Origin of the sequence: Streptomyces sp. NPDC003036 (genome assembly GCF_040611175.1) — a bacterium.
In the GTDB taxonomy this organism is placed as follows: Bacteria; Actinomycetota; Actinomycetes; order Streptomycetales; family Streptomycetaceae; genus Streptomyces.
Window position 1 is genome coordinate 1 of the sequence record NZ_JBEXNO010000092.1, and the last position, 3,100, is coordinate 3,100.

3 protein-coding genes and 1 pseudogene are annotated in these 3,100 nt (G+C 72.0%); all 4 read right to left on the reverse strand.

Annotation, left to right across the window (positions count from 1 at the left end):
* Window positions 1-494: pseudogene (locus tag ABZX67_RS33200) on the reverse strand (urease accessory UreF family protein); the annotation flags it as partial.
* A gap of 11 nt (window positions 495-505) precedes the next feature.
* Window positions 506-2,227: an urease subunit alpha gene (locus ABZX67_RS33205; RefSeq protein WP_355368508.1), complete on the reverse strand. Its 1,722-nt coding sequence runs from the start codon at window positions 2,225-2,227 to the stop codon at window positions 506-508.
* Window positions 2,220-2,531: an urease subunit beta gene (locus ABZX67_RS33210; protein ID WP_355368511.1), complete on the reverse strand. Its 312-nt coding sequence runs from the start codon at window positions 2,529-2,531 to the stop codon at window positions 2,220-2,222. Before ABZX67_RS33210 ends, ABZX67_RS33205 begins: the two co-directional genes overlap by 8 nt.
* 15 nt (window positions 2,532-2,546) lie before the next feature.
* Window positions 2,547-2,849, reverse strand: a complete 303-nt coding sequence (locus ABZX67_RS33215) for an urease subunit gamma (protein ID WP_355368514.1) — start codon at window positions 2,847-2,849, stop codon at window positions 2,547-2,549.
* Window positions 2,850-3,100: the final 251 nt, after the last annotated feature.

Here is a 3,100-nt window from a genome sequence, read left to right on the forward strand (position 1 = left end):
GTGGAAGGGGTCGAGGCTCAGCAGGCGGACGGCGGCCGTGGCGGGGCCGCTGACCGTCTCGTACGCGACGCAGTGCGCCGCGTCCTCGGGCCCGAGCCCGGCCGCCCGCGCGGCGAGCCCGAGTACGACGGGCTGGTGCGCGCCGCGCGGGAACCGCCGGGCCAGCGCGTCGAGTTCGGGGCACGGCCAGGTGGCGCGGGCGGCCCGCAGCATCTGGCGGCCGAGCTTGCGGGCGGTGGCGCGCAGCGCGGGCGAGGGGGTGCGGGCGTCGGCGGCCTCGTCGAGGGCGGCGGGGTCGAGCCGAGGGCGGCCGCGGCGGCGAGTGCCGCCGAGGTGAGGCCCGTGGTGTGCAGGCGGCCGCGGCAGAAGGCCTCCAGGTCGCGGGCGTCGCGGAGGCGGCCCGCCTTGACGGCCGGTTCGGCGCCGCCAGAGTGGGCGTGGCCGCCGGCGGGGAACCGCCCGTCGGCGAGGACGAGGAGAGCGGACCGGGACATCGTCGGCGCCCTCAGAAGAGGAAGTAGCGCTGGGCCATGGGCAGTTCGGCGGCGGGCGCCGGGTCGACCGGTTCACCGTCGATCGTCACCGTGAAGGTGTCGGCGTCGACCTCGACGCGCGGCAGGGCGTCGTTCTCGCGCATGTCGGCCTTGGTGACTCCGCGGGTGCTCTTGATCGCCACGAATCCCTTGTCCAGTCCCAGCCGTTCGGGCAGCCCGTCGTCGAGGGCGCTGTGCGTGACGAAGTTGTACGAGCCCGCCGCGGCGGCCCGGCCGAGCGCGCCGAACATGGGGCGGGGCATGACCGGCTGGGGCGTGGGGATGGACGCGTTGGCGTCGCCCATCTGCGCGTACGCGATCTGGCCGCCCTTGATCACGGTCTGCGGCTTCACGCCGAAGAACGCCGGGTCCCAGAGCACCAGGTCGGCGAGCTTGCCGGGCTCGACGGACCCGATCTCGTGGTCGAGGCCCTGCGCCACGGCCGGGTTGATCGTGTACTTGGCGACATAGCGGCGTGCGCGGTGGTTGTCGACGCGGCCGTCGCCGGGCAGTGCGCCGCGGCGCCGCTTCATCACGTGCGCGGTCTGCCAGGTCCGCAGGATCACCTCGCCGACGCGGCCCATCGCCTGGGAGTCGGAGGAGATGATCGAGATGGCGCCCATGTCGTGGAGGATGTCCTCGGCCGCGATGGTCGAGGGCCGGATGCGGGACTCGGCGAACGCCAGGTCCTCGGGGACGGCCGGGTTGAGGTGGTGGCAGACCATCAGCATGTCGAGGTGTTCGTCGAGCGTGTTGACGGTGTGCGGGCGGGTGGGGTTGGTGGAGCTGGGCAGGACGTACGGCTCCGAGACCACGGTGATGATGTCGGGGGCGTGACCGCCGCCCGCGCCCTCGGTGTGGTACGCGTGGATGGTGCGGCCCGCGATGGCGGCGAGGGTGTCGCCGACGAACCCGGCTTCGTTCAGCGTGTCGGTGTGGATGGCCAGTTGGGCGCCGGTCTCGTCGCAGACGCCGAGGCAGGCGTCGATGACGGCCGGGGTCGCGCCCCAGTCCTCGTGGATCTTGAACCCGAGGGCCCCGCCGCGCAGCTGGGAGTGCATCGCCTCGCGCGACATCGTGTTGCCCTTGCCGAGCAGACCGATGTTGACGGGGTACGTCTCCAGCGCCTCGAACATCCGGGCGAGGTGCCAGGGGCCGGGGGTGACGGTGGTGGCCTTGCTGCCCTCGGCGGGTCCGGTGCCGCCGCCGACGAGGGTGGTGATGCCGGAGGTCAGCGCCTGTTCGACGACGGTCGGCGAGATGAAGTGGATGTGCGCGTCGATGGCGCCCGCGGTGAGGATCTTGCCGTTGCCGGCGATGATCTCGGTCTCGGGGCCGATGACGAGGTCCGGGTGGACGCCGTCCATGGTGTCGGGGTTGCCGGCCTTGCCGATGCCGGTGATGCGGCCGTCGCGGATGCCGATGTCCGCCTTGACGATGCCCCAGTGGTCGATGACGACGGCGCCGGTGATGACGGTGTCCGGGGCGCCTTCGGCGCGGGTGGTGCGGGCCTGGCCCATGGACTCGCGGATCACCTTGCCGCCGCCGAAGACCGCCTCGTCGCCGGAGCGGCCGGGCCCGCCGGAGCGGTCCTCCTCGATCTCGACGAGCAGGTCGGTGTCGGCGAGGCGGATCCGGTCGCCGGTGGTGGGGCCGAAGAGGTCGGCGTACTGGGGGCGGGCGAGCTCAGCCATCGAGGGCTCCTCCGGTCTGTCCGCGCAGGCCGGGGACGACGCGGCGGCCGGCGAGAGGGACGAGTTCGACGTCGACGGGGATGCCGGGCTCGAAGCGCACGGCCGTACCGGCGGCGATGTTGAGCCGCAGGCCGCGGGCGGCGGAGCGGTCGAACGCGAGGCCCGGGTTGACCTCGGCGAAGTGGTAGTGGGAGCCGACCTGGACGGGCCGATCGGCGGCGTTGAGCACGGTGAGGCGGGTGACGGGGCGGCCTTCGTTGAGGGGCACGGGCTCGTCGGCGTAGAGGATCTCTCCGGGGATCATCGGTGGCGTTCCCCGTCAGACGATCGGCTCGTGGACGGTGACGAGCTTGGTGCCGTCGGGGAAGGTCGCCTCGACCTGGACGTCGTGGATCATCTCGGGGATGCCCTCCATGACGTCGTCGCGGCTGAGGACCTTGCGCCCGGACGCCATGAGCTCGGCGACGGTCCGGCCGTCCCTGGCGCCCTCCAGGATGTGCGCGGTGATCAGGGCGACGGCCTCGGGGTGGTTGAGCCGCACCCCGCGTGCCCTGCGCTTCTCCGCGACGTCGGCAGCGACATGAATGAGCAGGCGCTCCTGCTCGTGCGGGCTCAGTTGCACGTTTCACCTCACATGTTCCCGCCCGGCGCGACCCCGGGCAGCAGCGGGACCCTATCCGGCTTCAACACTCTGTTGACCTGGGGAAACGATTGTGAGGGAGAGATATTTCAATCTCGGGCAGAAGTTTTTCCAGCAGGTTAACTACGGCTTTGCCTGGCCATGGGACGCGGACGGCTCGTATCCGGTCGGGGCTGGAAGCCGTTGCAGATTCCCAGGACCGGCATACCGGCCTTCGCCTGCTCGATGATCGT

Coding starts and splice junctions, on each gene's coding strand:
- ABZX67_RS33205 (WP_355368508.1), bottom strand. CDS start 2,227: ATGGCTGAGCTCGCCCGCCCCCAGTACGCCGACCTCTTCGGCCCCACC.
- ABZX67_RS33210 (WP_355368511.1), bottom strand. CDS start 2,531: ATGATCCCCGGAGAGATCCTCTACGCCGACGAGCCCGTGCCCCTCAAC.